The 25,907-nt window shown below is 44.6% G+C and carries 20 protein-coding genes and 2 pseudogenes; 9 read left to right on the top strand and 13 right to left on the bottom strand.

Annotated features, from left to right (window positions below):
• Positions 1 to 380: 380 nt before the first annotated feature.
• Together OC193_RS09580 and OC193_RS09575 are read left to right on the top strand one after the other, a co-directional pair.
• Positions 381 to 1,037 carry a 2OG-Fe dioxygenase family protein gene (locus tag OC193_RS09580; protein ID WP_048663607.1) on the top strand — a complete coding sequence of 219 codons (657 nt, stop codon included), beginning with the start codon at positions 381 to 383 and terminating at the stop codon, positions 1,035 to 1,037.
• Positions 1,021 to 2,256: a cysteine desulfurase-like protein gene (locus tag OC193_RS09575; protein ID WP_048663606.1), complete on the top strand. Its 1,236-nt coding sequence runs from the start codon at positions 1,021 to 1,023 to the stop codon at positions 2,254 to 2,256. Before OC193_RS09580 ends, OC193_RS09575 begins: the two co-directional genes overlap by 17 nt.
• Before the next feature lie 191 nt (positions 2,257 to 2,447).
• Here the strand turns inward: OC193_RS09575 and OC193_RS09570 are convergent, their stop codons facing one another.
• The gene (locus OC193_RS09570; RefSeq protein ID WP_048663605.1) at positions 2,448 to 3,119 is read right to left on the bottom strand and encodes a type 1 glutamine amidotransferase domain-containing protein; all 672 of its coding nucleotides are present in this window, start codon (positions 3,117 to 3,119) and stop codon (positions 2,448 to 2,450) included.
• A gap of 213 nt (positions 3,120 to 3,332) precedes the next feature.
• Here OC193_RS09570 and OC193_RS09565 point away from each other — a divergent pair, with 213 nt between their 5' ends.
• Together OC193_RS09565 and OC193_RS09560 are read left to right on the top strand one after the other, a co-directional pair.
• A complete protein-coding gene (locus OC193_RS09565) occupies positions 3,333 to 4,217 on the top strand; it encodes a LysR family transcriptional regulator (RefSeq protein ID WP_048659549.1) in 885 nt (294 codons plus the stop codon).
• Between the two features lie 402 nt (positions 4,218 to 4,619).
• Positions 4,620 to 5,819 carry a sensor domain-containing diguanylate cyclase gene (locus OC193_RS09560; RefSeq protein WP_048663664.1) on the top strand — a complete coding sequence of 400 codons (1,200 nt, stop codon included), beginning with the start codon at positions 4,620 to 4,622 and terminating at the stop codon, positions 5,817 to 5,819.
• 125 nt (positions 5,820 to 5,944) lie between these two features.
• Here OC193_RS09560 and OC193_RS09555 read toward each other — a convergent pair whose 3' ends face one another.
• Entirely contained in the window at positions 5,945 to 6,769 is an 825-nt protein-coding gene (locus OC193_RS09555; protein ID WP_029235797.1) for a DUF2797 domain-containing protein, read from the bottom strand.
• A 302-nt stretch (positions 6,770 to 7,071) separates the two neighbouring features.
• Between OC193_RS09555 and OC193_RS09550 the strand changes: the two genes are divergently transcribed.
• Positions 7,072 to 8,367 (top strand): GGDEF domain-containing protein, encoded by a 1,296-nt coding sequence (locus OC193_RS09550; RefSeq protein WP_048663604.1) that lies wholly within the window; start codon positions 7,072 to 7,074, stop codon positions 8,365 to 8,367.
• A 122-nt stretch (positions 8,368 to 8,489) separates the two neighbouring features.
• Complete coding sequence (locus OC193_RS09545; protein WP_048663603.1) at positions 8,490 to 8,840, top strand: GlpM family protein; 351 nt, start codon at positions 8,490 to 8,492, stop codon at positions 8,838 to 8,840.
• 222 nt (positions 8,841 to 9,062) lie between these two features.
• Here the strand turns inward: OC193_RS09545 and OC193_RS09540 are convergent, their stop codons facing one another.
• From OC193_RS09540 to OC193_RS09530, 3 genes are all read right to left on the bottom strand, one after another.
• The gene (locus OC193_RS09540; RefSeq protein WP_048607137.1) at positions 9,063 to 10,433 is read right to left on the bottom strand and encodes an SLC13 family permease; all 1,371 of its coding nucleotides are present in this window, start codon (positions 10,431 to 10,433) and stop codon (positions 9,063 to 9,065) included.
• A gap of 197 nt (positions 10,434 to 10,630) precedes the next feature.
• Positions 10,631 to 11,431 (bottom strand): SanA/YdcF family protein, encoded by an 801-nt coding sequence (locus OC193_RS09535; protein ID WP_048663602.1) that lies wholly within the window; start codon positions 11,429 to 11,431, stop codon positions 10,631 to 10,633.
• 151 nt (positions 11,432 to 11,582) lie between these two features.
• Positions 11,583 to 13,271, bottom strand: a complete 1,689-nt coding sequence (locus OC193_RS09530; protein WP_019821850.1) for an NAD-dependent malic enzyme — start codon at positions 13,269 to 13,271, stop codon at positions 11,583 to 11,585.
• Between the two features lie 184 nt (positions 13,272 to 13,455).
• Between OC193_RS09530 and OC193_RS09525 the strand changes: the two genes are divergently transcribed.
• Entirely contained in the window at positions 13,456 to 15,834 is a 2,379-nt protein-coding gene (locus OC193_RS09525) for a helicase-related protein (RefSeq protein WP_048663601.1), read from the top strand.
• 203 nt (positions 15,835 to 16,037) lie between these two features.
• On the top strand, positions 16,038 to 16,415 hold the full coding sequence (locus OC193_RS09520; protein WP_019821854.1) for a hypothetical protein: 378 nt from the start codon (positions 16,038 to 16,040) through the stop codon (positions 16,413 to 16,415).
• A gap of 157 nt (positions 16,416 to 16,572) precedes the next feature.
• Here the strand turns inward: OC193_RS09520 and OC193_RS09515 are convergent, their stop codons facing one another.
• From OC193_RS09515 to OC193_RS09485, 8 genes and pseudogenes are all read right to left on the bottom strand, one after another.
• Positions 16,573 to 17,676 carry a phosphoribosylaminoimidazolesuccinocarboxamide synthase gene (locus OC193_RS09515; RefSeq protein ID WP_017055177.1) on the bottom strand — a complete coding sequence of 368 codons (1,104 nt, stop codon included), beginning with the start codon at positions 17,674 to 17,676 and terminating at the stop codon, positions 16,573 to 16,575.
• A gap of 225 nt (positions 17,677 to 17,901) precedes the next feature.
• Entirely contained in the window at positions 17,902 to 18,309 is a 408-nt protein-coding gene (locus OC193_RS09510) for a SulA-like leucine-rich domain-containing protein (protein WP_017055178.1), read from the bottom strand.
• Between the two features lie 343 nt (positions 18,310 to 18,652).
• A complete protein-coding gene (locus OC193_RS09505; protein ID WP_004733419.1) occupies positions 18,653 to 18,841 on the bottom strand; it encodes a hypothetical protein in 189 nt (62 codons plus the stop codon).
• Positions 18,842 to 19,006: 165 nt separating this feature from the next.
• Positions 19,007 to 19,444: pseudogene (locus OC193_RS26060) on the bottom strand (hypothetical protein); the annotation flags it as partial.
• 80 nt (positions 19,445 to 19,524) lie between these two features.
• Positions 19,525 to 20,092: pseudogene (locus OC193_RS26055) on the bottom strand (tetratricopeptide repeat protein); the annotation flags it as partial.
• Positions 20,093 to 20,249: 157 nt separating this feature from the next.
• A complete protein-coding gene (locus OC193_RS09495) occupies positions 20,250 to 20,915 on the bottom strand; it encodes an OmpA family protein (RefSeq protein ID WP_048607125.1) in 666 nt (221 codons plus the stop codon).
• A gap of 113 nt (positions 20,916 to 21,028) precedes the next feature.
• Positions 21,029 to 21,718, bottom strand: a complete 690-nt coding sequence (locus OC193_RS09490) for a DUF2786 domain-containing protein (RefSeq protein ID WP_017059769.1) — start codon at positions 21,716 to 21,718, stop codon at positions 21,029 to 21,031.
• Positions 21,719 to 21,927: 209 nt separating this feature from the next.
• Positions 21,928 to 22,611, bottom strand: a complete 684-nt coding sequence (locus tag OC193_RS09485; protein ID WP_048659537.1) for a DUF3334 family protein — start codon at positions 22,609 to 22,611, stop codon at positions 21,928 to 21,930.
• Between the two features lie 222 nt (positions 22,612 to 22,833).
• Between OC193_RS09485 and ydiJ the strand changes: the two genes are divergently transcribed.
• Positions 22,834 to 25,869 (top strand): D-2-hydroxyglutarate dehydrogenase YdiJ, encoded by a 3,036-nt coding sequence (ydiJ, locus tag OC193_RS09480; protein WP_048663599.1) that lies wholly within the window; start codon positions 22,834 to 22,836, stop codon positions 25,867 to 25,869.
• Positions 25,870 to 25,907: the final 38 nt, after the last annotated feature.

Raw genomic sequence — 25,907 nt, 5'->3', positions numbered from 1 at the left:
AGGTCGTATTTTGCTGTGCAAAAGCATAGAAATGAATGATGGCGAGAGTGAGGGCTGAACTCATGCAAGGAGGCTGACGTATTGAAGTGAAAGGGCTGACACAATATGAAACCTAGCTTGCTAGTTTATAATATCGTTAAATTTAAATTTGTAGGGATTTATAACTAGCTAGTGGAGTGTGCTAGTTTTAAGAGTTGGTCATCTTTTATTCTGGTGTTATACACTGCTTTTTATTTTCAAGTTGGATTTAGTGTCTGAATTATTAAATCTGACGGGATAAATGATTGTTTAATGTTGATTTGACAAGATCTTCAAGTATCCTTTATGTAAACAAAACGTTAAATATCGAAAGTAAATTAACAATCATTAAGGAGTCGATGATGTTACATGCTCACGAAAATACCCTACATATTACCCACCTCAGTAACCACGCGGTTGAGGAGTTGTCACCATCATTCTCTAAGCTACCAAGCACAGAGCATGCGGATGGCCAGTTTCGATTGAGAAGGTACTCGGTGGTTCAATTCAGTAATGGACAAGTCGTTGAGCAAGACAAACATAACTTTGTTCAGTCTGAAAACATTAATCACTTTCAAGGTGACATTGTTCGTCAGTTCGAGCCGATTGAAGCGAATATTCTAAGCAGTGAAGGCATGCAAGAAATGTGTGAACTGTTTATTGAAACTAACGGACTTGAAGACGGGCAAGAAATCGAAATCCATCAAATCCGTATTGCCGCTATTTTTGAAGAAACACAAGTTGCGCCAGAAGGTGTTCACCAAGATGGTTTTGACCATATCGCTTTGATCGGTGTGAACCGACATAACATTGTGGGTGGTGAAATCATGTTGTACCAAGACTCACATGAAGCACCATTCTTTAGAAAGGTGTTAGGCGATGGCGAGGTTGCGATGCTGGCAGACAGTAAGCTTTGGCACAATGCCCAACCGATTCGTACTATAGACCACGATGAGATGGGCTATATGGATGTGTTTGTTCTAACGGCTAAGGATGCGCGCAATGTCCTTCACTCTTAATGATGTACGCCAACAGTTTAGTGCTTTAGGCCAATATCATAACGGCAAGCCTGTGACCTTTTTTGATGGGCCGGGTGGATCTCAAGTGCCTGAAAATGTTTTAGCCTCGATGACCGAATACCTAGGGCATTTCAATTCAAACCTAGGCGGTCACTACTTTTCTAGCCAAAAGACCACGAGCTTAATGCAGCAAGCGCGAGAAGCGGCGCAAGCACTACTCAATGCGGAGTCTTCTGGCAACGTTGTGTTCGGTGCGAACATGACATCGTTGACCTTCCAACTGAGCCGAGCGATCAGCCGCGATTGGAAAGAGGGCGATGAAGTTATCGTCACTGCGTTAGACCATTACTCAAATGTATCGAGCTGGCAGCAAGCGGCAGACGACAAAGGCGCGATTGTTCGCCAAGTTCGTGTAGACGAGTCGGATTGCAGTTTGGATATGGCGCATTTTGAGTCGCTGCTTAACGAGAAAACCAAGCTTGTCGCGGTGACTTTTGCTTCGAACACCACAGGCTCGATTGTCGACATGGCGAAAGTTATCGAACTTGCACATCAGCATGGTGCGCAGGTTTATGTCGATGCCGTGCATTACGCACCGCATCACTTGGTAGATGTTCAGCAACTGAATTGTGATTTCTTAGCGTGTTCAGCGTATAAGTTCTTCGGCCCGCATGTGGGCATTGCTTATGTTGCGCCTCAATGGCTGCATACTCTAAAACCTTACAAGGTAGAGCCTGCAACCAATATTGGGCCAGGTCGATTTGAAACAGGAACACAAAGCTTTGAAGGCCTTGCCGGTGTGATTGCGGCGGTGGATTACTTGGCACAACTAGGTGATCCAGCAGATTCATTGCGTTCTCGTTTAGAGCAAAGCTACGCGCTGTATAATAAGCATGAAAGCCAACTTAGTGAGTACTTCCTTAAGCGCTTGGCCGACCTTGAAGGTGCAAAACTTTATGGGAAAACCGAGTTTGATTCGAACCTAAGAACGCCAACGTTTGCGATTACCTTTGATAACCATTCTCCAGAGTTCATCGCCAAGAAGTTGGGTGAGCATAATATCTGTGTGTGGAATGGGCACTTCTACGCATTAGGGCTGGTGAAGCAGTTGGGTATTGAAGAGCAGGGCGTGGTGCGTATTGGTTGTATGCATTACAACTCGATTGAAGAGATCGACTTGTTGTTCAATGTGCTTGAAGGGATCTTGCGAAGCCACTAGCAGAAGTAATTATCAAGAAGTCACTAGCACTTTAATAGCTACAGAATTAGAAAAGAGCATACTTCTCTCAATAATATTGAGTAGGAAGTATGCTCTTTTTGTTTCATGAACTTATATCTGTTTAACGGCAGTTATTCTATTAGGACGGTTACTAAGACTAAAACCGTTACTCGATTAAGTTCGTGATTTAACTAAGACAGATGCTTAACGAGAGCTGCACCTACTGCGTGAGCACTTGTTGGGTTTTGGCCGGTAATTACTCGCTCATCAACAATCACAAGCTCTTGCCAAGGTTGAACCTTGTTGAAACGTGCTGCGCTACGAGCAAGAGACTCTTCCAGTAGGAATGGAATGTCGTTGATGGTGCCAAAGTCGATCTCTTCTTCACGTGTAAAGCCAGTCACCGATTTAGAGCTTAGTAGCTTCTCGCCATTGCTCAGGACAATCGGAAGCAGTGCTGCTGGGCCATGACATACTGATGCGATCAAACCGCCATTTTCATAATGCTTAGCGGCAATCGCTGCGAATTGCTCGTCGGTTGCTAGGTCTGAAAGTAGGCCGAATCCACCTGGGTAGAAGATAGCATCGTAGCTTTCTACGTTAACTTGGCTTACAGGAATTGTATTGTTGATGCGATTCTGGAAGTCATCATCAGCCAAGATTTCTGCGTTTACTGAATCACCTTCAATATCGGTTCCGTACAGTGGGCCTTTACCACCTTTGATAGAAGCGATGTCGTACTCAAAACCAGCGGCAAGGATCTCTTTCAATGCATGAGTCAGTTCTGGAGCGTAAGTACCGTTAGCTTGGTCTGTATCGCCAAGTGTTGCGTGGTTAGTTACTGGAATTAGTATTTTTTTCATGATTCATCCCTTTGAGCTGCTGTTTTTTTATTTAGAAACGATGCCTGTAATTAGATGCTGACGCTTTTCGTTAAGCGCTAGGTATCGTGTTGTTACTTAGCTATCGCCGTCTTGTTGTATCTAATACTAGTTCCAAACCAATTAGGTGATAATATACTAAACAGGCAAAACATTGTTGCTATATAGCAAAGATAAGATGCGGGTAGATTAAGTATGGACAGCTTTGAAGGTATTAATGAGTTTGTTGCGGTAGCCGAGTGTCACGGCTTTTCTGCAGCAGCAAAACAGTTGGGTTGCAGTACTAGCCATGTCAGTCGCCAAGTTTCAAGGTTGGAAGAGCGGGTGGGTGTGGCTTTACTGGCTCGATCCACTCGTATGGTGAGCCTAACTGAATCGGGTCACACCTATTATCAACAGTGCAAAGACTTAGTAATAGGGCTTCAGCAAGCGAACGAACAAGTGACTTCTCAGCAGACTCAACTTAGCGGTACTTTACGTGTCAGTGCGGCGGGTGCGTTTGCTGAAAATCATGTTGCGACAGCGCTGATGGAATTTGCCAAAGATCACCCCGATCTGACTATCGAAATGAACTTCAATACTAAGATGGTGAACTTCATCGAAGATGGTATCGACTTCGCGATTCGTTATGGTCGATTAGACGATTCAGGGCTGGTGGCAAGAAAGTTGGTCGATCGTCCAATGGCGGCTGCAGCCAGTAAAGACTATATAGAGCAATTTGGTTCGCCTACTCATCCAGAGCAGTTGAAAATGCATAGCTGTATTATCGCTAACAGTGATCAGTGGTTATTTGAGAAAGAGGGCAAATCGTTAAATGCAGTACGAGTACATGGGCGCTGGCGCAGTAACAATTCGAGCGCAGTACTCAAAGCATGTGAAGAGGGACTTGGGATTGTTTATCTTCCTAAAAGCAGTTTCAATGGCGGTCTGACTAATGGAAAGCTGGTCCCGGTGCTTGAAGAATATTGGGGAGCAGGAACCAGCAGTTGGGTCGTATACCAAAACCGTCGTTTTTTACCCCAAAGAGCACGACTGGCGATCGACTTCTTAGTCGCATACTTTTCGGATTGGAATGAATAAGCGACAAGGTTTCAAGCTGGCAGCCAACAAGACAGAAGTTAATACTGAACGGGATTTGAAAAGAGTCGTGATTAACTCTAGCTACGCACTTTAAAGCCGAAAACAGAAAAGTTAATGCTTACATAGATATACGTTATCTTTTTTTGTTTTTTGACGCGCGTAATCAGATTGAGATGCTTGTCTACTTTTGGTGACTCGTGTTAGCGATTGAATTGTAGAGAAGCCCGCAACAGTACGATATACTAGATACCATATTAATGTCCCTAACGCGTGAAAGATTCTGTGGAAGCGTTGGCAGGATGTGTTGTTATGCTCCAGTTTATGAAGTGTAGCGAGAGTGCGGAGTTGGCAATGTCTTCAATAAATTTCGAATCCACGTACGGTGTGATAACTATTCAAGATATGAATGTAGTTAGTGTTGACGCTAACTACGCTCGCATCTATGGATACCAATCGCCCGAAGAACTACTTTCTAATATCGATAGCTTTCTAGATTTAATCTCAGAAGATTACCATGTTCTAGCCTATCAAAATTACCTTGAAACGGTGAGTGGTCAACGAGACCCTCAGGTTCATACCTATACCAATGTTGATCGTAATGGCAGAGAGTTCACCGTGTTTTCTATCGACCATGTGACGGAGTGGCAGGGAAGGCCTGCACTGCAAGTCACGGTTATCGATCTTTCCCCTGCGATTCAGCTGCAAAATGTGGTGCGTGAGCAAGATAAGATGTATCACGACATGATCATGCAATCAGGGCAGGGAATCTTGGTTCACCGAGATTTTAAACCGTTGATGGTCAATCAATCGTGGGTCAAATTACAAGGTGGCACTTCCATAGAGCAAGTATTAGCGCTGGATTCGATCCTCGGATTGGTGCCACAGCAGAATACAGACGGTATCAGTAAACATTATCACGCGATTGTGTCGGGGGAGTTGTCGGGGACCAGCACGGTGGTCGAAAACATTGGCTTCGACGGTGTTCATCGATTCTTCAATATTTACGACAATGCCATTATATGGAAAGGTCAGCCCGCGGTTCAGGTTGTGCTTGAAGATGTGACGCAAAAGGTGATGTTGGAAAAGCAGTTGGTTCATCAAGCGAACTACGATGAAATGACCGACTTGCTTAACCGAAGAGCGATTTACGAATGGTTAAGGGAGCATCTTGTCTCTGATACTCATCTCGTGTGTATGCTGCTTGATATCGATGACTTTAAATCGATCAATGATACCTACGGGCATATGGTCGGGGATGAGGTGATTTGCGCATTGGCTGATATTACCAAGCGTAATGTTGAGGCTGTGGGCGGTGTCGCGGGTCGATGGGGCGGTGAAGAGTTCATTGTGTTTATCCCAAATGCGTCGCCTCAGGTCTCACGTCAAGTGTCTGACCAGATCCGAGAGCAGTTTAATCAAACCGAATTTAAGATTGATGAGCACATTCGCTTTAATGTGAGCGTGAGTATCGGTGTGAGTGATAGCCGAGCTTGTGAAGGAACGGTTTCTATCGATGCACTTGTGAATGTGACTGACCAATCCCTTTATCGTGCGAAAGCGGCTGGCAAGAATCGCGTGTGTGGCGATGTGGTCGCGCTTTAGATCTTGATAATAAGTAACACAGGTTTTTAATTAAAAATGCCCTGAAGTAATGATCTTCAGGGCATTTTTCGTTTTGGCTATCAGCGACAGATCGCTAACAATTAGAAGCGCTCAAGTTCTACAAATTATGCAGAAACCTCAACTTCGTAAGAGCCAAATTTACGGATGTTAATTACGCCCGTATCTAAGATTAGGTATTGGCCTTTAATGCCTTGCAGCACACCAGATACCTCAGGGTTCTTATCGAAGTTGTGCGATACAATCTTCACAGGGTGCTGTTCAACTGGGTAGCTGAGTGAAGTGATGTTCTCACTTAGGATCTCGATAGCATCGTCGCCAAACTTCGCTCTGATCTCTTGGATTTTATCCTCAACCAATGGCAATAGTTCTTTGGCTTTTTCTACTAACTCCATATCGTCGCCATCGCCTTTTAGCAACGTGCGCCAGTTGGTTTTGTCGGCAATGTGTTTTGCTAGCTCAACTTCAATCAGGCCAGAAATCTGACGTGTTTTCACTTTCAAGATTGGTAGGCCTTGAGTGGCACCTTGGTCAATCCAGCGAGTTGGGATTTGAGTATGTCGAGTGATACCCACTTTTAGGCTTGATGTGTTCGACAGGTAAACGAAGTGATCAACCATGCAGTTCTCTTCACCCCATTGAGGCTCACGACATGTGCCTTCATCGTAGTGGCAAGTCTCTGGTTTCATGATGCACATATCGCAGCTGGCTAGCTTTTTCATGCACACAAAGCAGTGGCCTTGAGAGTAGCTCTTCTTGGTTTTCTTGCCACACGAGCAGCAAAAAATATTGCCCGTGTGAGTGAGGTTGATGGTTTTACCAATCAGAGGGTTTAGTTCTACAAACTCTTCGCCTACAGGCAAACGGTAGGTTACCGCACCATCAAGGGAAGCACTCATCTTCTTGAGTGTTCCTTTCGCTAATAAAGACATGACATTACTCGTTGTATTTTGATTATTATTTCGTCGACTCGAATGCTCTGTAAGCAGCCTGTTCGGTTAACGATGATTATGCGATGAGTATAACAAATGGAGCCTATTTTTATACGCAATAATACTTGATTCTCGGCGTAAATAATCAGCATGAAATGTAAGCATAAAAATATAGTATGACATTTTGTTCAGGCGTGATATAACGTTTTTTAGTGAATTATTGGTATTAAGCTCACTAATTCACGTAACTTATTTTATATCGTAAAATCCCAACTCTAGGGATATAAGCCGGAAGCTTAGACGTGAAGTGGATCCATAAGATTGTTATCTTTCTAGTTATCGCAACACTTGCCATTGTGCAGTATTACCGTGTGAGCGGAAATCGTGTGATAACGGCAATTACGCCAGATAAATATGAGTTTATCGCGACCAGCGATCAAGTTGACAGGGGTGTCAGTACCTCTCAATTATCCTATGAAAATGGCCAATATGTTCTTAACTGTGAGCTAAAGGAATCAGAGTATCCTTGGCCTTACTGCGGCTTATCGATTCGTATCGATCCAGATATAACCACAGGTCTTGACCTTTCCCAGTATCACACTTTTAGAGTGAACATCGATTACCATGCTGAGGCTGACTCAAGCGGCCGTTTGAGAACCTACCTACGTAACTATAACCCTGCTTATTCAGTTCCGGATAACGAGTACACACATAAGTACAACGGGATGGAGTTTTCTCCGGGCGTTGATGGTGGTGTGATTGAGATTCCGATCAAAAACCTGCAAGTAATGACATGGTGGTTAGCTGATAACGACATTGCGCTAGAGCACTCAGCACCCGAGTATTCGAATGTGAATATGGTTGAGTTTGCTACCGCATCTGGTGCGAAGCTTGGCCATCATAGAATCGTTATCCGTAGCATCGAGTTTGAAGGCTCTTACATCACAGGCGAGAGCTTGTTCCTTATTTTACTGTTTGTTTGGGTCGGAACCGGCACGGTGTTCTTGCTTTCTGAATTAAACAGTTCAAGAAAGCGTATGCTGATTGCCGAAAAAAGACACTATCACCTTAAGAACGTCAACCGAGCACTGAGAGAGCAAAACTTTGAATTCTCTGAAATGGCACACCGTGATGAGTTGACCGGAATACTAAACCGACACGCGATTCGTGATTGGCTAAAAATGCAGTCTCAGCAGGTTAAGCAGGGGCATGGAAAGCTTAGTATGATGTATCTCGATATTGACTACTTCAAGAGCGTGAATGACAAATACGGACACCAAATGGGTGACCATATTTTACGCGAGTTTAGCATGGTGGTCGGCAGTTCGATCAGCGCTACCGACAAGTTGGTGAGGTGGGGTGGTGAAGAGTTTATTGTTTTTTGCCCGGAGACTGATCTTGGCGAAGCACAAAGAAAGGCTGAGAAAATCCGACTCTTAGTTAGCCAGCACCTTTGGGTTCATGGCGATCCACTGACATGCAGTATTGGTATCGCTGAGATGAAACAAGAGCGAGTGACAGAGACCATTGCTCGCGCTGATGAAGCTTTATATCAAGCGAAGCATTCAGGTCGAAATCAGGTGATCTTGAGTCACTAATCTGAAAATTGTTTTGATTAGTTTATAAGCCACGCGTGCATATGTGACGTGTGGCGTTTTTATGGCTGCTAGATGAGTTACCCTCTAGAGCCTTTGTTAGTTTGTTTGGAAAATGTACAAAAATGATTTCCCTGTTCTTTAAATGCTTGCTGGGTGCAGCGGCGGTTTTGTTGATTGCGCTGTTGTCGAAGAGTAAGAGCTTCTACATCTCTGGTTTAGTGCCGCTGTTTCCGACCTTTGCTCTGATTGCTCACTACATTGTCGGCACGGAACAAACCATGGTGGAGTTACGCACCACAGCCTTGTTTGGCTTATTTTCGCTTGTGCCATACGCGGCTTATCTTGGCGCTGTGTATGTGTTTAGTTATCGATACAATTTGGTGTCGACACTCTCGTTAGCGACCTTAGTGTGGGTATTGTGTGCTTCGATGTTGCTGCTAGGTTGGACGCGTTTGGTGCCAAGTGTGGCGTGAGAACCAGGTCTTAGAGCGGTAATGATAGGTTGATGGCGAGCTGATACAAAAAAGGTGGCGAAGAGCCACCAAAAGGGAAAAGCGTTTTATTGTTTTTTTGGATGCCCGCTCAGTGATAGCTTCAAGTAACAGAAAGCTTCACGCTGAGCGGGCATTTTTGTACTGGTTGAGCCGGGGGAACTGCAACCAGTCTAGGGGAGCACGGCCTATAAGGCGTTATCCTTACCAGAAAATCCAAGCGAACAGTGTCAGAACTAGGATACAAACTAGGTTCAACACCATACCGATTCGCATCATCTCTTTTTGCTTGATGTGGCCTGAGCCAAACACGATTGCGTTAGGTGGTGTTGCTACTGGCAGCATGAAGGCACAAGATGCAGCAACCGCAATCAGTGCAGACAAGATAACCGGCGACATACCCAGCGCTTCAGCAATGGTCGCAAATACAGGGACAAGCAATGCCGCGCTCGCTGTGTTACTTGCGAATTCAGTTAGGAATACGACGAACGCTACTACCGCTAGAATCGTTAGCAGTACGCCTGCTGTTTCTAAGAAACCGCTTAGAGAGTGTGCTAGGAATACACTGGTTCCGGTTGCTTTCAGAATGTTACTTAAACAGATACCGCCACCGAATAGGATTAATACGCCCCAATCCGTTGTCTTCTCAACATCTTTCCATTCGACTGCTCTAGAAGCGCCAAGCAATACAATCGCGCCAATCGCAACCAAGCTATCAAACTTCGAGAAGCCACCGATCATTGCATTGATTGGCTTACCGAATATCCAAAGCGTTACCGTTAAAAGGAAGATAGACAGTGTAATTTTCTTGCTGTTTGTCCACTCAACTGGAGCATGGTCTAGCTCGAATTTGTGGTCAAGCTTTGGCTTAGTCATCACGTAAAGAATAATCATCGCGATTGGCAGTAAGATCATTGAGATTGGTAGGCCAAGTGCCATCCACTCTGTGAAGCTCAAGCCAACTTCTGCCGCTGCAATTGCGTTTGGTGGGCTACCAACTAAGGTTGCGATACCACCGATTGAAGCACAGTAAGCGATACCCAGCAGTACGAACACGTAGGTGTTGCGGTCTTCACTTTGGTCGACTTTGTTCATGATGCCAAGAACAAGAGGAAGCATCATTGCAGTGGTGGCCGTGTTTGAGATCCACATGGATAGACCCGCACTCACACCGAACAACATGAACACAGCGACCGACATTCTGCCTTTTGCTATCAGCAGTACTTTGTCAGCAATTGCTTTGTCTAGCTCTTGCTTGTTCAGTGCGGCTGCCAATGCAAAACCACCCATGAATAAGAAGATGATTGGGTTCGAAAAGTTAGCTAGCGCTGCGGGCGTGTTGAATACACCAAACAAGACAGCCAATAGGGGAACGAGCAAAGCGGTGATGCTGACGTGAATCGCTTCTGTTAACCATAGAATGGCAACGAATACGAGAATACTTAAACCTGTATTCACTTGTGCTTCGAATGGCAGGGTATTAAGCAAAACTGCAAATAGCGTGAAATTACCAATTAATATCATGCTGTTGCGGGTAAACAACCAGTGTTTCAGTGTAGTAACAAGTGCCGTCATAAGGCGCTCCTTTTGTTTATCCTCGTTTTATTGGTGCACTACTTCGTTGAGTCGTGCTTATTATTTTCGAGGTATATAGCTTGATGTAGGGTCAGACTTTGTTGGAAGAATGTTACTCAAGTTAATAAAGGAGTGTTGGTGTGTTTTTGCTTAACAACGGGGAAGTGTGAGGCAACAAATTCAAAATGTGTAGTTTTCTACACATCGGTCTCTGTTGGGCCTGCAATCGGGCTTACTGTAGGGTCTACATCAGGGTTTATAGTGGGGTCAGTAATAGGGTTTGGAATCGGAAATGATTCCGGTTTTGGACTGGGTTGAATCGGCTCTTTAGGTCCAAGGAACTTTGGCGTTGTCCCCATAATATACAGATCAAGGAATGCTTTTGTACGCGCAAACACTTCTCGTAAGCGTATTGAGGTTCCGGAATGGTGGGTTGGACCTGAAACCGCTAAACACTGCGCATGAATATCGTAAGAATTGGCGATGAATAGTGCTCTTTCACAGTGGAACTTCTGGGTGATGATCAGAAAGTTATCGGTATCGAATATCTTTTTGGCGCGAACAATCGAGTCTAAGGTTCTGAAACCAGCATAATCTAGATTGATACGTTCATCGGGGACGCCAGCTTTCAACAAGTCGCGTTTCATCGTCCACGGCTCATTGTAAGAGCGATGAGCGTTATCGCCACTTAACAGAAACTGGTCGACTTTTTCACGGTCGAAGAGCTCAATCGCGGCTTCGATTCGGTGCTTATAATAATCGTTGAGTGTACGACCCAAATATTTGCTCGTGCCAAGCACAACGGCGACCTCAAGCTCGGGCACTTCATCAATATCGTAGATGATGCGATCTTCCGCTTGCCATGAAACCCAATAATCGATCGCAATAACCGCAGCGCTGCCTACTAAGAACACGAGGAAAGCGCCAAACAGAAAACCTTGCAGTTTTTTGTAAGCTTTATTTAAGTAGCTACGGATAATGTGAGAATCAAATTTCACTCTCGGTATGGTCCTTTGACTGAGCATTAATTTTTGAGTGCTCGATAATACCAAATAAAAATGAGAAAAATCAGTTAAAAAGACAAGACAGTGTAAAGAAAAAAGCCCCTGCAATGGCAGAGGCTCTTAGAAGAGGAGTTAACGATCTTTATTAGAATGCCGTGCGCTTGTAACGACGGTAAACTGGCTGCCAGAAGTGCTGGTCAATCGCTTGTTGCAGTGCTTCTTCAGTGATCTCTAGAGCAACGCCCTGTTCAATCGCCTTCTTACCAACAGCAAGAGCAATCTTCTTCGATACCGTGTGGATTTCTTCTAATGGTGGAAGTAGAGCGCCTGTGCCGTTGATTGCTAGTGGAGAACACGTTGCAAGTGCACGGCTTGATTCCATTAGCATTTCGTCAGTGATGCGTGAAGCATTCACAGCTAATACACCAAGGCCAATACCTGGGAAGATGTAGCTGTTGTTACACTGAGCGATTGGGTAAGTCGTGCCATTGTGAACTACTGGCTCAAATGGGCTACCTGTCGCAACAAGTGCTTGGCCATCAGTCCAACGAATAATGTCGTTTGGTGTCGCTTCAACACGGCTTGTTGGGTTAGACAGTGGGAACACGATAGGACGTTCACAGTGCAGGTTCATCTCTTTGATGACTTCTTTGCTGAATAGACCTGGAGCACCAGATACACCAACCAATACGGTTGGCTTCGCGTGGCGAACAACGTCCAGTAGAGAGAAACCAGTGCCGTCGCTTTCCCAGTCTTTAGTGTTTTCGTTGGTTTGAACAAGACGCTGTTGGAAATCAAGTAGGTTTTGCATGCCTTCCTGTAGCAGACCCCAACGGTCAACCATGTAAACTTGAGAGCGAGCTTGTGCATCGCTGATACCTTCAGACACCATTTGAGCAATGATAGCTTCAGCAATACCACAACCTGCAGAACCCGCACCTAAGAAGGTAATACGCTGATCTGACAGTTTGCTGTTTGCTGCTTTACATGCTGCAAGTAGAGAGCCAACCGTTACGGCTGCTGTGCCTTGGATGTCATCGTTGAAACAACAGATGCGATCTTTGTAACGCTCAAGCAGTGGCATTGCGTTCTTTTGTGCGAAATCCTCGAACTGAACTAATGCATCAGGCCAACGGCGTTGAACCGCTTGGATGAACTCTTCAACGAATGCATCGTAGTCAGCACCTGTGATACGAGGGTGACGCCAGCCCATGTACATTGGGTCAGCAAGACGTTGAGGGTTGTTGGTACCCACATCGAGCACGATTGGTAGCATGTAAGCTGGGCTAATGCCGCCACACGCTGTGTAAAGTGCTAGCTTACCAATTGGAATACCCATGCCACCGATGCCTTGGTCTCCCAAACCAAGAATGCGCTCACCATCCGTAACCACGATAACTTTAACGTTGTGGTTTGTCGCATTATTCAGTAGATCATCGATACGATCGCGGTTCGGGTATGAAATAAACAGACCACGACCACGACGGTAAATATTTGAGAAGTTCTCACATGCTGCGCCAACCGTTGGCGTGTAAATGATAGGCATCATTTCAGAGATGTGGTTTTGAACTAAACGATAAAAAAGCGTTTCATTAGTGTCTTGGATGTTACGAAGGTAGATATGCTTATCCATATCACTTTCGAAGTTACAATATTGTTTGTATGCACGTCCTACTTGCTCTTGGATTGTTTCGGTTGTTTCCGGTAACAAACCTTCAAGGTTGAAAGAACTGCGCTCTTCAGCAGAGAATGCGCTGCCTTTGTTTAGAAGAGGGGTACTTAGTAGAGCAGGACCAGCATAAGGGATATATAGAGGGCGTTTATCGTTGTTCATTGGATGCCTAATATGGGAGAAAGGGTAACTGAAAAATGATAACGGTTTAGTTATTCAATTGTAAATAGTTTCTCCACGATCTGAGCAAACAAAATGATATTCTTACCTCTGCCCCACACTTGTCGAATTTCAACATGATAATTCGTTATACTTTGCTCACACTTTTTCGCGACGCTCCCTTTTTATGTCATTACTTCCCATCGATGCTTATCAAAATGTATTCCACCAACAAATCGTTAATTCTCACCTTGTAGTAGAGGCTGAAACCGGATCAGGTAAATCTACGCGATTGCCAATTTGGGCTTCCCAACATGGGCGAGTTCTGGTGGTTGAGCCAAGACGCATCGCGTGTACTTCACTGGCTAAATATCTCGCACAACAATCGGGCGAGAAGCTTGGTAGCAAAGTGGGCTATGCGATTAAGCTCGAATCGGAATACAACGAGCAAACGGACGTTGTTTTTGTTACGCCCGGTATCGCGCTGCGTTGGTTATCAGAAGATGGACTCGCTGGCTTTGATGTAATTGTGGTGGATGAGTTTCACGAGAGGCGCTGGGATATCGACTTGCTGGTGGCGATTCTGAAACAAAAAGCGAGTCATCGTTTAGTGATCACATCAGCAACCATTGAGGGTGAACGCCTTGCTCATTATTTGGATGCGAATCGCATAAGCTGTGAAGGGCGTACTTATCAAGTGGAGATTGAGCACCGAGCGAATGAATCCAGAACACTGCCTGATAGTCGACATCTAGAACAGAGCATCGCGGAAGAAGTGAATCATCAACTGATTGCTTCACATGGCGATATGTTGGTTTTTCTGCCGGGTAAAAAAGAGATCGTGCAATGCGAACAAGCTTTAGCGAAAAATCCAGATATCCAAGTCGTTAAATTGCATGCCTCGGTGAGTGATAAAGAGCGAGATTTAGCGTTATCGGGTCGTAATATTAATACTGAAGGTAATGGTTTGAGAAAGGTCATCCTTGCTACAAACGTTGCGGAAACCTCATTAACCATTCCTGATATTGGCGTGGTGATAGATTCAGGATTAGAAAGACGCACCGTTCAACGCAACGGCAGAGCCACCTTAATGTTGAAATCCATATCACGCGCTAGCGCCAAACAACGCGCGGGTCGTGCGGGTAGGGTTATGGACGGCGTTTGTGTTCGTTTGTATGGCGAACACGCTGCGTTAGAATTGGTTACGCCTCCTGAATTGCAGCGTGAAGAGCTAACCGAACCTATGTTGGCGGCGGCATGTTGTGGTGCGACTCTTGATAGTTTATCTTTCCTCGACCCTATTCCTGAGAAGTCGCTAAATAGCGCAACTCAAATCTTGCTGACGATGGAAGCGATCAATATTGATGGTCAAGTTATGGAGCACGGCAAGAAGTTGTATCCACTGCCGATTGACGCCTTGTATGCCGATATTGTTACCCGAATTAAAACCAAAGCACTCAAAGAAGCGATGGTCGATCTCACTGCGGCGTTGTCCGTTCCTGCTCGCTTATATCAGTTATCAAACAATGCAGAACATCTAGAAGCACTGGCGCAACAAGAGAAGGAAGGGTGTGATTTAAGCCTGTTGATTCAGATTGTGCGTGGTCGCGAATATCCGCATTTAGAGATAAACCTACAGGCACTGAATGAAGCTCAAGGTCTAGCTAAGCAAATGCGTGAGGTATTTGAACTTCCTCAGCTAGAAGTCGCGTCACGTTTTCAACGCATTGAACTACTTAAGACTATTGTGGATCTTCATCCTGAACTGGTGTTTGTGCGCCGGCTGAAAAGGAAAGAGGCCTTTGCTAATGGAGTGTTAGAGGTGGTACTTGGTCGCCAGAACCGTTTCCCGGACAATGCACAAGCTATGTTGGTGTTAGACACCCACAGTTTGCCGGGAAGAGGGGTTAAGCAAACACTGACCTTAGCGACGGTCACTGCACCTATTCCTCTTGAGCTTATAGTTGATGCTGAGTTAGGAGATTGGGAGCAAGGTGAAACCGTTGTGAATGATGATGGCGTCTTTACCGAGATGGCGTTGGTGTACGCAGGCCGCACGATTACAACCAAGCTTGTCGCGGCTGAAGGGCAACTATCATTAAAGCCTATCGTCGATCTCGTGGTAAGTGGTGCTCAACTTCCTGGTTTTGCAAAGGTTCGCACTCAAGAGATTAAGCATTGGCAGCTGTATGTGAAACTCGGTCTCGATGAGCAAACACAATACACACCAGAAATTGAGAACATTAACTTTGAGCTATGGTTTATAGAGCAACTTGAAGTGTTAGGGGTTACTGATGTCAGCGAATTGGAAATGTTTGACCACGCAGACATACCGTTCGATGGCATTCCAACTTGGCTCTATTCAGAATTTTCGGAAAAATATCCGTTTGCATTGAGCCTTGCCGACTTGCAACTCGATGTAGAATACTTGCCCGCGAGAAAGCTGATTTACGTTCACTATCAATCGGGTAGTCGAAAGTTATCGCCAAAACGTTGGGAGCTGCCGACATGGTCAGGCTGGCGTATTCAGTACAAAAAAGCGAGCCGAATAATTGATATCAAATAGATGGATAAGTTTTATCTCTAAAATATTAATCAAATAGGTGCATATATGATTTTTCAGTGCTTATTTTGTTACAAGTTTGATTTTTATATGCCTTTTTAACCAATCAAAAGGTCATAAAAGACTATTCTTCTATATCCTATTGCTATAAAGAAAGAGTTGATAGATATTGAGTATATTGTGTTGCCAAAGTGTCGGGGGACATCATGGATAAACAGGAAGAGACGCGTGTAGAGTTCGATTACACAACATTTCTTGGCGCCTCATGCAGTAAAAAATGGACTTTTCTGGAAGCACTCACCACAATTGCGCCAGTGTTCAGTACCGTCTGGCGAGATAGCATTAAAGAGCTAGCAAGCCCTGAAGATCGTTTATGGCAGATGGCATTGAAATCAATGTCGACGCGTAAAAGTGATGAGTCGAATATTGTGACCTTACTCAAGCTCGCGAAGCTGGAAGGGATCAATGAGCTCAAAGTGGTGATGCCATATTCTCTTGAAGAAGAGCAGATCGAGTATATTGAATCGCGCAGTCATTTAGTGATTGCGGGTAATTCTGGAGAAGAGTTCACGATTAGGCTGTAACTTCAGTTCGCCTATAATCTCTCTCAGGAATAGTAAAACGCATACGTAAAAAGGGCCTCAAATATTGAGGCCCTTTTAGTATCTGAAACTTGTGTCTACGAGCTTATTAGCTTTCTAGCTTTTTATTTTGAGGTAAAGCGATTAAGCAATAAAGCGACTAGTCGATTAGACCATAGTCAGCGCGCAGTACATCGATGATCTCTTGTTTAGGATTTTCGCTCAGTACGATCTCCGCACCTGTGATTTTCGCCGCGATATCAAGGTAAGTACGAGAAAGAGACATTAGCGAATCAAGAGGCAGTTCGTTGTCACGAGCTAGTGCTTCACGTTCTGGCATGCGTTCTTTGTTCAAAAGAATGTCGGCATCAGGGAAGTAGTTAAGCAAGAACTGACGGAAGCCTTCTTTTGAATTCTCAACGATGTTGCCGTTGTTGTATTCCTGAGTATCCCAAATGCGAGATGAATCTGGAGTACCAACTTCGTCCATGTAGATAAGTTTTTCTTTGCCCTGAGCATCGTTGACGTAACCAAATTCAAACTTAGTGTCGACAAAGGTTTGGTCTACTTTCGCCAGTGCTTGGCTAATCACGTTGAAGCCTTCTTTTAGCAGCTTCTCGTAATGCGCGATGTCACTTGCCTGAGTGAAGTTGAATGCTGCGAAGTTGTCTTCGATGTTGTTACGTGTGATGTTCACATCATCAGCTTCTGGAACGCCAGGAATACCTTTCAAAATCCCTTTAGTAGAAGGCGTGATAAGCAGCTCTGGTAGCTTCTTGTCTTTCTCTAGGCCTTCAGGCATCTCGATACCACAGAATTCACGTTCGCCGTTCGCGTATGCACGCCACATAGAGCCTGTGATGTATTGACGACAAATCGCTTCGATCATGACTGGGCGAGCTTTTTGTACAATCCATACGAATGGGTGAGGGATATCAAGGATATGACTGTCAGCAAGGCCGTTGTCTTTAAACAATTTGAACCAGTGGTTAGAGATAGCATTTAGAGCTGCTCCCTTACCTGGAACACCTTTCAGATTCCCTTCACCACGCCAGATACAATCAAATGCAGAGATACGGTCACTGATCACCATGATTGCTAAAGGCGCATCTGGTGCTACATCGTAACCTTTCTCTTTAATTAGTCGTTGGCTATCTTCTTCAGTTAACCAGTAGACTGAGCGAACCTTGCCACTGTGGACAGGTTTGTCAGTACGGATTGGTAGGTCATCATTTACGGCAAGAACTTGATCAGCAAGGCTCATTTAGACATTCCTATCTTTTATCAAACGTCATACAGAGAAGTGCGGTGTGCACATGATTAGACGGGCATTATACCCAATCTACTGTTTGCTTCCAGAGAAAAAGCAAACGATTGCTAAATCTATTGATCAAATAAAAACCCCCGCCTAACTATCCGCTGAATAATTGGCGAATTGTAGGGCAGGGGAAGGCAGTATGTTTGGACTGTGTTTTTGAGCGACGTTAGATTAGTGAATGCGCTCTGAATTTGCATCCATAAAGAAGACTTCACACTGAAAGCGCAATCCTAATGTTCTTAGGTACTGTTGGCTGAACTGATCAATCGATGCACTTGCAACAATCGCACTCGCATTCTTAGAGCGGATTGCTTTCTCGACGGTCTCTACTTCGGTCATTTGATGAGAGGCTTTCATATGAATAACACGGTCGCAGCAAACATTATGTTGCTTAAGCTGCTTAGCCGATGGTCTTGGTGTTTGAGCCGTAAAAAGTAGCCACTGGTGTTGATTGGACAGCAACGCCATTCTTGCAAACAATGCTTCCTCGTTTGAATTTTTGCTTTTACGAGAAACTGATGTAAATGCGCAGTGAACTAGCGGGCTAGAGTGTTGGGCTTTAACGTGTGCTTGAATCATTTTGCTGTCCTTATATACATGCTGTATGTGTATACAGTAGTTTTAGTTGCTTATAAGATCAAGCGTTTTTTGCGGGATTATTGGACGATTTCGTCTGGAATTATGGGTGAAATGTAATTAAGCCATTGAAATTATTTGATAAATTAAATTTGAATGAATTTGCTGTTTTGTCTCATCAGTTGAAAAAACGTGAGCTTTACACAGGTGTATACAGTGGTTTTGACAGAAAAGTACTGTATATACCTGTATAGAAGAGAGAAGAGAGAAGAGAGAAGAGAGAAGAGAGAAAACCACAAGCACAAAAAAAGCGCCTTAGGCGCTTTCTTATATTTCACGGTGTTGCTTATCTCAATGTCGCTTGGGAGAGTTTTGCTCTCATTTCCATTTCACCAATATTGAACTGGCGAACATCAATGGTTGCAATATCATTGCACTCTTTACATGCATGATGACACTTACCATCTAGGTAGTCGTGCTTTTTAACTAGGCTTGGCTTTTTGCACCAATCACAAACGCCTTCTATTGTGAACATATTCTCTCCTCACCTGTTTAAGTCAGGTGTATTTTCGGCGCAAATTATGACACAAGTAAGACCCATTAGTTAATAGTTTGTTACCCGTTTTTGAGAGGGGGATCGATTGCAACACCAATAAAATCGATATCTTTGAGATATAGGAAAATGAAGATGTGTGTTTGTTTACGGTTTTGTAACATTTTGTAAAATGGTTTTTAGCGCATTGTTCAAACGTTTCATTTCTTCGTCACATCCATGACCATCAGGGTGATAGATTTTCGACAGTTGTTTGTATCGAACTTTGATGCTTTTCTGGTCAGGTATTGAATTTGGTGTGTACCCAAATAGAGCACAAGCGACCTGCAAATTACTCAGACCTTTGCTGTTTTTCTGCTTCTTCAATTCGTGAAACATAGTGTGCAGTTGTCGTTTTTGCTGCCTAATCGTAAGGTCCTTCGAGCTAAGCTGCGCTTCAAGTGATTGTTGTTGCTGTCGTGAATCACCCGACTTTAGAGCTTGTCTTTTTCTTGAGATAACGAGAGTCGCAATAATGCTGATGATTGAAATCAACACGGCCAACGCAGCACCAATCATATATTCAGAGCTGGTTAGGTTAGAACTGGAGAGCTTAGAGCGTGTCGCTTGGCTAGAATGCACTTGCTGAGATAGCCCCTGACTGCTGTCGATTTCAGAGTCGATGCTGTCATCGAGCTGTTCTATTGAAGAGATCTGCTTTGCGCGCTGCTGGTTGAATTGCGCTTGTAGAACACGGGTGTAGCCATCTTCTGCATTAGGGTTGTCTTTTAAGGCAGCTTCATACCATAGCTGCGCGGCATCTAATGGTTGGAGTAGTTCCTTTTCAAGTGAGGACTCATAGATCTTTGCTACTTCCACTGGAGCTCTCTTGTTACCTTGCAGTGCAGCTTTGATGAACCACTCTAGGGCCATTTTGTTATCTTGCTCGACACTTGTTCCTGCCAAGTACCACTCGCCGAGTTTAAATTGTGCATCTGCATTGCCATTATCTGCAGATTGAGAGTACCAATAGAATGCGTCGTCGATGTTTTCAGGCACATCCGTTCCCAATTCATACGCTTGCGCTAATTGGTATTGAGAAATGGGATCTTGAGGTTGTGACTGTAGTGAAAACTCATTACTACTTGCTGCGTGCACGAAATGTGGGGTGGGCAACAGTATCGAGGAAAAAACGAGGACTAGAAATAGAGTTCTAAGAAGTGACGATGACAAAAAGTTGGATTGGATAAGCAAAAGATAAGTCTCGTAAAAAAGCCCAGAGTCGATATGTCAGTATGAATACGCTTTATGGTTGTTGGTTATTAGTATTACGTTAATTGAGTAACATAACTGATAAACAACTATATAGAGGTTAATTCAATAGATAAAGACGGACTGGGCTTTAATCGTGCTACTTAAGCGGCAAGATTTGAATTTCTACACGACGGTTACAAGCACGACCTTGAGAGGTATTGTTGTCACATAGAGGGTAACGCTCACCGTTACCACGAGCAATGGCACGGCCTGCTGCTACATCTTGAGAGATCAAGAATGCACGAACAGATTCAGCACGACGCTCAGAAAGGATTTGGTTAGTCGACTCACTGCCAGTGCTGTCCGTGTGACCTTCGATCACTAGGCTTGTGTCTGGGTATTCAACTAGGATGCGCGCAACGCCGCGAAGTGTGTTGTGAATGCTTGATTCTAAAGCGTAAGAACCAGAATCAAAACCAATGCCGTTTTCCAGACGAAGTAGAAGTTGATTCTCACCAACACGTTCTACTTGAACGCCAGAGTTCATTAGTTCTTCACGAAGGGCTGCTTCTTGTCGGTCAAAATAGTAACCAATACCACCACCAACAGCCGCACCACCTGCCGCACCAATAAGTGCACGTTTACCACGGTCTTTAGAGTCACCGGTAGCTGCACCAGCAACGGCACCAGCAAGTGCACCAATTAGAGCGCCTTGAGTTGCAGAGTTAGTCTCAGATTCGCCAGTTGTCGCGTTTTGGCGTTGAGTTGCCTGACAACCCGTTAAAGCGATAGTAAGCGCTAGGGCTAGTGTGATTTTTTTCAACGTATTTTCTCCATCATGTACTTCTATCAAACGAATGAATCCGAGTGACAAACATAGTCCTGTAAATCTTATTGATGGTTTTTATCAATACGCCGAAGTAATGTAAAGTGGCTCTATGATTTAGTTATCTTTTTAGCTGCCTGGGTACCGCCAACTGGTCGATTAACAGACAATTTACGACCTTTCTTCAAACCAACTTCATAATCGGCGGTGAGGTTTTTCATCGCTTCTCTCAGTTGCTGTTTGAACGTTTCACGGTCGATATTTTTGAATTCTTTATCAATGTAGTTATTGATCTTGTTGTTTGATTCGTCGTCTGGAGTAATGGTTGGCAGCTTTTCAAGTGCACCTTCAACCCAGCCTGAAACAAACGAGTTCACGCGGCGTGTTACTTCTAATGATCCTGTGCCAGAGCCAGCAAAGCTATTTCTGAATTGGCCGGTGTGTTCATTCAGCTCGCGATAAATGATATCGAAAGCGAAGGCTGCGAAGATCGCGCGGTCGGCTTCACCAATGAATTCAACGCGCTTGAGGCCTTTGTGATTCAGTAACACGGCTTCTACGCCAAACTTGGTGTTGATACCGCGAATAACGCGCAGCAGTGTAGAACTGATATTTGCAGGTAACAGGTGACTGGACTGAGTTTTCCCCATCTTGATAAATTCAATATCGTCTTTTTCGAGACCATATTTCAGCATCAAGTTATGCGCCATTTTTATCGCATTGGCAGCTTCATTGACGTTCGCAGAATTTCCAAGCTCAAGACACTTGGCAATTTTCTTTAGGGCTTTTTTCTTATCCATCGACAATTTAATCAGTACCGCAAATTTTTAAAAGTCCAACATTTTACATGTTTTCGCGGGTAACAGAAAGGCAAAACTGGTTTGATGGACAAGTGAGACGGTGAACATTGGACTGCATGAGCCGAGTTGGCGACAAAAACAAAAACGCCATCAAGAGTATTGATGGCGTTAGTGACACGATTTGTCATTATGGCTAGAGCTTTAGCAAACTAGATCCCAAGCTCATCGAGTAGATCTGCTGCTGCATCGTTACCTGAGCTTTGCGCTGGTTTGTTCGCTTCTTGCATTTTTTTCTGAGTCGCCTCAAGAATGCTATCTGGACATTCGTCTTCTGCGATTTCAAATTCTTCCAATTGAATGAATTCGGTTTTATCCATCGCAAGCTCAAGGTAGAAGATGTTGTTATTGGCGGTAGAGAAGGTCACACGACGAGCTTGTGGACGATCGAGATTGGTATCAACAGAAAGGTTTACTTGTTTGTTCAGAGCCAGCATTTTCGGTTGATTTTGTGTGATGTTGGTTTGCAGTTCTTTGCGGATTTTATTGGTGAAGTCACCCACCAATTGGTTCATCAACTCACCCAATACATCACCCACTTCGTCTGAAGTATGAAGCACAGCGAGCTCGTTTTCAGGCATGCCCATATTGCGCATGTAATTGGTGTAGATCTCTAACGCTGCTTTGGACGTAAAATTGATAACAACAAGACCAGAAAAGCCGCCGTCAAACAGAACGAAGCAACCAAAGTCTGGCTTTAGGCTTGTTTTGTTGATCTTTTGAACCATGGCTGAATAGGACACCTGAGAAGCCGTCGCTGAAGTAAGTACGCTTGAGACTGATTGGCATAGTTTAAGAAGGATATCTTCAGTTGTGACTGTTTTGTTTTTTTTCATTGTGATGTGCTCGTGGAGATGTCTTAAACAAAATGTTATTCAGTATATTACTACTGAAATAAGACGAAAGTGACTATTTCTCCATTCTTGCACTGAGATTCTGATTTGATCACCTTTTTATATGATCTTAATAGTAGTAAAGTGACGAAATTCAAAGAAAATTATTAAAAATCTCAGATAACCCAATGCTGATAGGATCAGCGAAGTAGGGGCAGGAAGCAAATGTTACCAAGACTTCAACTCAATGCTGATGTCGATCCAGTTGTCGTACGCTTTTTAGATGAACTAAAAACAGCGGGCTTTACTGGCGACATTGAATCTCAATATTCTAGCCGTTTGGCTGTGGCGACTGATAACAGTGTCTATCAGCAATTGCCGCAGGCGGTCATCCTTCCTAAAACAACGCAAGATGTTGTGCTTATCGGTAAAGTGGTTTCTAAATCTGCTTACGAACGTGTGACCTTTTCCCCTCGTGGTGGCGGTACCGGAACCAACGGACAATCTTTAACAAAAGGTGTCGTGGTTGACCTGTCGCGATACATGAATAAGGTTCTTGAGATTAACGAGAAAGAAGGCTGGGTAAGAGTTCAGTCTGGTGTCGTTAAAGATCAATTGAACGACGCTGTTCGCCCGTATGGTTACTTTTTCTCTCCAGACCTTTCCACAAGTAACCGAGCAACCTTGGGTGGCATGATCAATACCGATGCTTCGGGCCAAGGGTCATTGAAGTACGGAAAAACGTCTGACCATGTATTATCGCTACAAGCGGTATTCGCAGACGGTTCATGTTTAGAGTCTGATTTATCACACGGCTTACCCGTTGAAGGTGAATTCGCTCACCATGCCCTTGAGGTGACTGAGGCTATTTGTCGAGACAAGCGCGCTCAAATTCTGGATAAATTCCCTCCGCTGAATCGCTTCTTAACTGGTTACGATCTAAAGAATGCAATCAACGAACAAGACGATAGCTTTGACCTGACTCGCGTTCTATGTGGCGCTGAAGGTTCGTTAGCATTCATCACGGAAGCTAAGCTAAACCTAACGCCGATTCCAAAAGCACGCACACTGGTTAACGTGAAATACAACACGTTTGATTCTGCATTGCGTAATGCACCGTTTATGGTAGAAGCGAAAGCACTGTCTGTTGAAACGGTTGATTCAAGAGTATTGAACTTAGCGAAGCAAGACATCGTCTGGCACACCGTGAGCGACCTGCTGACCGATGTCCCTAACAAAGAGATGCTTGGCATCAACATGGTTGAGTTTGCAGGCCAAGATGAAGCGGAAGTTGTACAACAAGTTCAAGCGCTGACGGCACAACTTGAAACCATGGTAGAAACCGAAGACGCGGGTGTGATCGGTTTCCAAGTTTGTAGCGATTTGGCGAGTATTGGCCGAATCTACAACATGCGTAAGAAAGCGGTGGGTTTATTAGGTGCGGCGAAAGGCCGAGCTAAGCCAGTCGCTTTTGCTGAAGATACTTGTGTACCACCAGAAAACTTGGCTGACTTCATCGCTGAATTTCGAGTGCTACTTGATTCGAAAGAGCTGAATTACGGAATGTTTGGTCACGTTGATGCGGGTGTTCTACACGTTCGTCCGGCTCTTGACCTATGTGACCCTATGCAAGAAGCCTTGATGCACGAAGTTTCTGATGAAGTGGTTAAGCTGGTGGCGAAATACGGCGGTTTAATGTGGGGTGAGCACGGCAAAGGCTTCCGCTCTGAGTACGGTCCTGACTTCTTCGGTGAAGAACTGTTTACCGAGCTTCGACGTGTTAAAGCGGCATTCGACCCGCATAACAAGATGAACCCTGGCAAGATCTGTACGCCGTTAGAAAGTGACGCTGAATTGGTGAAAGTCACCGATACTAAGCGTGGCTTCTATGACCGTCAGATCGACGTACAAGTTCGTGATAGCTTCAAACAAGCGATGGAATGTAACGGTAACGGCTTGTGCTTCAACTACGATACTAGCTCGCCAATGTGCCCTTCGATGAAAGTCACGGCTGACCGTCGTCATTCGCCAAAAGGCCGCGCAGGCTTAGTGAGAGAGTGGTTGCGTCAGTTAACGGAACAAGGCGTCGATATTCTCGATTTAGAGCAAGAAGCGCTGAAGGGCAATACTCCGGTTAAAACCATGGTGGAACGTGTTCGTAATACAATGAACAAACGCCATGAATACGATTTCTCGCATGAAGTTCACGAAGCGATGAACGGTTGTCTTGCGTGTAAAGCGTGTGCGAGCCAGTGTCCGATCAAAGTTGATGTGCCAAGTTTCCGTTCACGATTCTTAAACATCTATTACTCACGCTACCAACGCCCTGCAAAAGACTATTTAGTCGCCAACATTGAAACCATGTTGCCGCTAATGGCGAAAGCGCCAAAGGTTGTTAATGCTGCCTTGGGTCAAAAGTGGATACAAACCGCAACAGCGAAAACGGTTGGTTATGTTGATGCACCACTGATGTCGGTGCCTACACTTAAAAATCGCCTGGCGAGCAAAGAGCTGCAACTCTTCGATTTACAGTATCTAGAAGGGCTCTCTTCTGAGCAGAAGAAACAGCACGTGTTGATCGTTCAAGACCCGTTTACTAGCTTTTATGATGCAGAGGTAGTCGAAGACTTCGTTACCTTGGCTCAGAAGCTTGGCAAAACACCGGTACTACTGCCGTTCAAACCTAATGGGAAAGCGCTGCACATAAAAGGCTTCTTAAGTCGTTTCGCTCGTGAGGCGAAATCGACGTCTGATTTCTTATCGATGGTGGCTGATATTGGTATTCCTTTAGTCGGTGTTGATCCTGCTCTTGTGCTTTGTTACCGCGATGAATACGTCGAGATTTTAGGTGACAAGCGTGGCGACTTTGATGTGCTCACCGTACATGAATGGTTAATGCCGTCGCTCGGTGATTTTGAAGCGCGTTCTGCAAGCGAAGAAATGTGGTACTTGTTTGCTCACTGTACGGAGAAGACCAAAATGCCAAACGCTGAAAAAGAGTGGGGCGCTATCTTCAAACACTTTGGCGCTGCTTTAACCAGCGTTCCTGTCGGCTGTTGTGGTATGGCGGGTACCTTCGGGCACGAAGTCGATAAGCTACAAATGTCGAAAGACATATACGGTTTAAGTTGGAAGCCAAGGATGCAAGACTTGCCGAAAGAGCGTTGCTTAGTGACGGGTTATTCCTGCCGAAGCCAAGTGAAGCGTTTTGAGGGTGAGAAGCTTGCCCATCCATTACAGGCGCTCGCAAAAATTCTATAAACTATTTAGCCCAGCAATTGCTGGGCTTTTTTCTAAAC

The sequence above is a fragment of the Vibrio crassostreae genome, assembly GCF_024347415.1.
GTDB classification, from domain to species: Bacteria; Pseudomonadota; Gammaproteobacteria; order Enterobacterales; family Vibrionaceae; genus Vibrio; species Vibrio crassostreae.
Note: the sequence above shows the minus strand (reverse complement) of the source record. Positions and strands in the feature narration are given on the sequence as shown.

Coding starts and splice junctions, on each gene's coding strand:
- OC193_RS09580 (WP_048663607.1), top strand. CDS start 381: ATGTTACATGCTCACGAAAATACCCTACATATTACCCACCTCAGTAAC.
- OC193_RS09575 (WP_048663606.1), top strand. CDS start 1,021: ATGTCCTTCACTCTTAATGATGTACGCCAACAGTTTAGTGCTTTAGGC.
- OC193_RS09570 (WP_048663605.1), bottom strand. CDS start 3,119: ATGAAAAAAATACTAATTCCAGTAACTAACCACGCAACACTTGGCGAT.
- OC193_RS09565 (WP_048659549.1), top strand. CDS start 3,333: ATGGACAGCTTTGAAGGTATTAATGAGTTTGTTGCGGTAGCCGAGTGT.
- OC193_RS09560 (WP_048663664.1), top strand. CDS start 4,620: ATGAATGTAGTTAGTGTTGACGCTAACTACGCTCGCATCTATGGATAC.
- OC193_RS09555 (WP_029235797.1), bottom strand. CDS start 6,769: ATGTCTTTATTAGCGAAAGGAACACTCAAGAAGATGAGTGCTTCCCTT.
- OC193_RS09545 (WP_048663603.1), top strand. CDS start 8,490: ATGATTTCCCTGTTCTTTAAATGCTTGCTGGGTGCAGCGGCGGTTTTG.
- OC193_RS09540 (WP_048607137.1), bottom strand. CDS start 10,433: ATGACGGCACTTGTTACTACACTGAAACACTGGTTGTTTACCCGCAAC.
- OC193_RS09530 (WP_019821850.1), bottom strand. CDS start 13,271: ATGAACAACGATAAACGCCCTCTATATATCCCTTATGCTGGTCCTGCT.
- OC193_RS09525 (WP_048663601.1), top strand. CDS start 13,456: ATGTCATTACTTCCCATCGATGCTTATCAAAATGTATTCCACCAACAA.
- OC193_RS09520 (WP_019821854.1), top strand. CDS start 16,038: ATGGATAAACAGGAAGAGACGCGTGTAGAGTTCGATTACACAACATTT.
- OC193_RS09515 (WP_017055177.1), bottom strand. CDS start 17,676: ATGAGCCTTGCTGATCAAGTTCTTGCCGTAAATGATGACCTACCAATC.
- OC193_RS09510 (WP_017055178.1), bottom strand. CDS start 18,309: ATGATTCAAGCACACGTTAAAGCCCAACACTCTAGCCCGCTAGTTCAC.
- OC193_RS09505 (WP_004733419.1), bottom strand. CDS start 18,841: ATGTTCACAATAGAAGGCGTTTGTGATTGGTGCAAAAAGCCAAGCCTA.
- OC193_RS09490 (WP_017059769.1), bottom strand. CDS start 21,718: ATGGATAAGAAAAAAGCCCTAAAGAAAATTGCCAAGTGTCTTGAGCTT.
- OC193_RS09485 (WP_048659537.1), bottom strand. CDS start 22,611: ATGAAAAAAAACAAAACAGTCACAACTGAAGATATCCTTCTTAAACTA.
- ydiJ (WP_048663599.1), top strand. CDS start 22,834: ATGTTACCAAGACTTCAACTCAATGCTGATGTCGATCCAGTTGTCGTA.